This is a genomic window from Massilia frigida (assembly GCF_011682175.1).
GTDB lineage: Bacteria > Pseudomonadota > Gammaproteobacteria > Burkholderiales > Burkholderiaceae_D > Telluria_A > Telluria_A frigida.
Map to the genome: position 1 here is coordinate 1 of NZ_WHJG01000086.1, position 4,281 is coordinate 4,281.

At 53.9% G+C, this 4,281-nt stretch carries 3 protein-coding genes; 2 read left to right on the forward strand and 1 reads right to left on the reverse strand.

Annotated features, from left to right (window positions below; translation table 11 throughout):
- The coding region (locus F2P44_RS33785; protein WP_167094393.1) for a hypothetical protein at positions 1–963 on the reverse strand (963 nt) is incomplete at its 3' end.
- Positions 964–1,329: 366 nt separating this feature from the next.
- Between F2P44_RS33785 and F2P44_RS33795 the strand changes: the two genes are divergently transcribed.
- Together F2P44_RS33795 and F2P44_RS33800 are read left to right on the forward strand one after the other, a co-directional pair.
- Positions 1,330–2,498, forward strand: a protein-coding gene (locus tag F2P44_RS33795) for an IS3 family transposase (protein WP_370662790.1) whose coding sequence is annotated in 2 segments (ribosomal slippage) — positions 1,330–1,585 and positions 1,585–2,498 — 1,170 coding nt in all. Because the reading frame shifts where the segments join, the coding sequence is not laid out codon by codon here.
- Between the two features lie 309 nt (positions 2,499–2,807).
- On the forward strand, positions 2,808–4,244 hold the full coding sequence (locus F2P44_RS33800) for a PAS domain-containing hybrid sensor histidine kinase/response regulator (protein WP_167094395.1): 1,437 nt from the start codon (positions 2,808–2,810) through the stop codon (positions 4,242–4,244).
- Positions 4,245–4,281: the final 37 nt, after the last annotated feature.

Genomic DNA, 4,281 nt, shown 5'->3' on the forward strand with positions numbered 1-4,281 from the left:
AATGAGATTAACCATGATTCCGCCACCATAACCGACCAGAATTCGTCCAGCATCACGAAAATGCGATGGAAAGTCGCGCTCCCGTGATGCCGGCCAGTTCAGAAAAATCGTTTTGCAATTGGCTCTGTTGTGACGGTCCTGCATGCTCACCGTGTGAATCATATTGGCGCAGGTGCGTCCATGTGGATCGAAAAAGAGGACCGCCAAAAGCCAACAATAGTCGTCATCAATTCGCGGACGCAACACGATATTCCATTGTGCGCCGTCATGTGTGACCTCGGTTTTTTGGCCAGATTCGATATCTGCTGTGCAAATCACGTGTTCCAGATTCCGTTGCCAGGGCCCCGTTGAAAATGCGCGCGCCATGTCGGTGTGAGGTGCATAGAATGCTTTGAAGATTGTCATGCGGGGAATGATGAACAGATTCTGATGGCGGCCGTCACGCTTGCGAAAAACCACACAGCGCGCGTTCAGGGGCGACGAACTGGTGTCTGGATGACGAAAGGCCAAGCCTGCATACTCTGAATTGTTCAGAACTCTGTAAGGCCATTTTTCCGGCCACCCCGGCGGCTTTTTCAATTCATCTTTCAGACGGTATTCTTCGTCGTCACTCTGCCCGGGCAAAACGGCGTAGCTCATCATCCGATACGGCAGCTGGCCTACTCGCTGTTTGCGTTGAAACACGTCCCCAATTGTCAGGCTGGGCAACAGCCCCACTGCCTGATAAATCTGAACAAAATCTTGCGCTTTTCCCTCTGGTGGCTTCCCTACAAGGGACATACAGTCAGCTTGGCTTAAGCGCGCAAGTGCGCCGAGGCTGGTGATTTGCAGTTTTTGGAGCAGCACCGTGACGAAGGCTGTCCGAGAGAGAAGGTGTGTTTGGTGGAACTCATCGATCCATTTGACTACCCAAAGATCTTCGTCATCTGGAAACTCATAGATAGATGCTTGATGGCTCGACATTATTTTTTGGTGGCAATTCGATTACGTTTACTCTACCTCAGTCGCGCCTTTTGTTGTTAAATATCCACGAGCGCTTCCCGCTGGACGCTGGCGTAGATCAACCGCTACAACAGCGGACATGGCCGATCGGGCTGACAATCCGCGCGAGATGGCGACTTGCAGTACGAACCGCGATTTGCCGGGGCAGGCTCCTCATGTTGATGAGGCACCGCCGATCCGCGCGATTGTTTCAATTAAGGTGGTTCGTTTGACGCCAAAGGTTCGGCACGCGGCGGCCTTGGACATGCCGCCCCTAAGCGCGGCAAGGATTGAGGTAACCTGAGTTGCGTGGACACTTCCATTTGATAAACTTGTCAAAAGGAGTGAATTTATGAAATCAACGACATACACGCGGAGTACCGGGCGGAGGCCGTCAAGCTGGTGCTTGCCCAGGGTCTGACGCTGGAAGAAGCAGCGAAGCGAATCGCCATTCCCAAGGGGACATTGGCCAATTGGGTGAGCGCGGCGAAGCGCGGTAGCGACCCGACTGCACCGCCAGGCAGTCGCAGCGTCGCCGAGCTGGAAGCCGAGGTGGCGAAACTGCACAAGGAATTGGCCGTGGAGCGCATGGAGAAGGAAGTGCAAAAAAAGGCCACCGCGTACTTTGCGAGAAAGTCGCTACCCGGTACGCGTTCATAAAGTCGGTGCGACTCGATTACCCGCTTGGCCTGTTGTGCCGTGTGTTCGACGTGTCGCGCAGCGGCTTCTACGCAGCAGTGGGCCGCCCGCCGTCCCGGCGCGTGCAGGACGATGAGCGGTTGAAGGTGGCGATTAAGGCCGCGCATGTGCAGACTCGCGAGACCTATGGGCCGTTGCGCCTTCAGTCCGAATTGGTCGCGCAAGGGTTTGATACGGGGCGTGACCGCATCGTGCGGCTGCGGCAGGAGCTGGGCCTGCGGTGCAAGCAAAAGCGCAAGTTCAAGGCGACGACAAACTCGCGCCATGCCTTCCCGGTGGCAGAGAATCTGTTGAACCAAACGTTCGCGCCAACCCGGCCTAATGAAGCCTGGGTGACCGATATCACGTACGTGATGACCGATGAAGGTTGGCTGTATCTCGCCGGTGTGAAAGACGTTTTTAAGTGCGAGCTGGTGGGCTACGCGATGGGGCCACGCATGACGCAAGACCTGACGGCGCAGGCCCTGTGGCGGGCGGTACGTAGCAAGCGCCCAGCGCCTGGCTTGATTCATCACTCCGATCGCGGGACCCAGTATTGCGCCGATGACTACCGCAAGCTGGTTGCGCAGTTTGGCATGCAGGCATCCATGTCGCGCAAGGGGAACTGCTATGACAACGCGCCTATGGAGAGCTTCTGGGGAAGCTTGAAGAACGAAATGATTCATCATCAGAGGTATGCCACGCTGGCTAACGCGGAATCGGCGATCAAGGAATACATCGAGATCTTTTACAACCGCCAGCGGCGCCATTCGCGCCTTGGCTACCAGTCACCAGCATCATTTGCTGAAAATTTCAGAAAAGAGGCGCTGGCTGCTTGAAACGGACGTGTCCATTATTGACAGTACACCTCAGTTCTCCGGACGCTGTCGTCGTGTCCATTCCTTCGGTGAGCAATCGGAAGGCAACCTGTTTGTCTTTCAGCGTGTTCACGATGGAGAGCAGGTGCGGCAATGAGCCGACTTGTCGCCAAACACTTGTTTAGCGACAGGCTAGCTTCTGTCCCCAGTACCCATGACAACCGCGCAATCGAAAATCACTCTTAGCGTATCGAAGTTATAGTTTCATTTACGATATTTATTTAGGGTAGTGTCATGGAAAGTTCACTAGTCCACCATAGCTATTCCTGCATGGTTGAGAAAGTCTCGGGATACGCCATCTTTCTGCTTGATTGCGACGGCACTATTCAAACGTGGAATCCGGCGGCGCAGGCGATGAAGGGGTATCGCACCGACGAAGCCGTGGGTCGTAACTTTTCTATGCTGTACACAGATCAAGAACGAATCGACGGACGCCCAGAACATAATTTGCGCGAGGCGGCAAAGCATGGCACCTATCAGGAGGAAGATTGGCGCCAGCGTAAGGACTGCTCTCGTTTCTGGGCACTGATTGAAATTATTGCAATCAAAGACGCCTCGGGTAACTTAACGGGTTTTTGCAAACTGACCCGTGACGGTACCGATCGGCGCAAAATGGAGGAAGCGCTACAGGACGCAGACCGCCGAAAGGATGAGTTTTTAGCGATGCTAGCGCATGAGTTACGCAATCCGCTAGCACCTGTTAGCGCCGCTGCCGAACTCCTTTCGCTGCAAAAGCTTGACGCTGAATCGTCTAAAAAAGCGAGCCAAGTCATTATGCGACAGGTCAAACATATGACCGAACTGGTAGATGATTTACTTGACGTTTCTCGGGTGTCGCGCGGCCAAGTAAAGCTCGACATCCGGGCACTCGACATGAAAATCGTCGTAGGTGCGGCGATCGAACAGGTCCGTTCATTGATCGAACATCGCGACCATACGCTTGCGATAGTTGCGGCACCATCCAAGGCTCACGTGAAAGGAGACGAAAAGCGGCTAATTCAGGTAGTAGCCAATCTCGTCAACAACGCTGCGAAATATACGCAACCCGGTGGAGCGATAGAGGTTAGGCTATCGGTAACGGGAAATGATGTATGCATAGTCGTCTCGGACAATGGTGTCGGGATCGAGCAAGGGGCGCAGCATAATATTTTTGAAATGTTCGAGCAGGTCCAGCGAACTTCTGACCGTACGACAGGAGGGCTAGGTATTGGTTTGGCACTGGTACACAACATCGTGGAACTGCATAAGGGTACAGTGACTTGTCACAGTGATGGGATCGGCCTTGGAAGCCGTTTCACTGTGTGCATCCCAGGACTGAAAGTAGAGGATTCTGGGCCAGAGCGTCGCAGAGTTGAGCGGTCCCTCGAGCTCCCCCTTGCTAACAATAAGTTGTCTATCTTGATTGTTGATGACAATGTTGACGCGGCCGAAATGATTGAGTTCTTTCTGGTCACTGCGGGGCACAACGTAACGCTAGCACACACTGCCAAAGCCGCGTTAACCTCATTAAAGACCGCAGTGCCGGACGTATGCATCCTTGATATCGGACTCCCCGACCTCACTGGGCATGACCTAGCCCTTCAGATACGGACCTTGCATGTGCCAGCTCCAGTACTGATTGAGCCTCTTGCAAAACTAGCGGAACGGATGAAAATTGCTTGGCAGCGCAAGCGAAAAGGTGGGGGTGGGCGCCCATTTCTGGCATGATTTAGTTTCTAACGCTTAATCAAAACGCCCACACCAT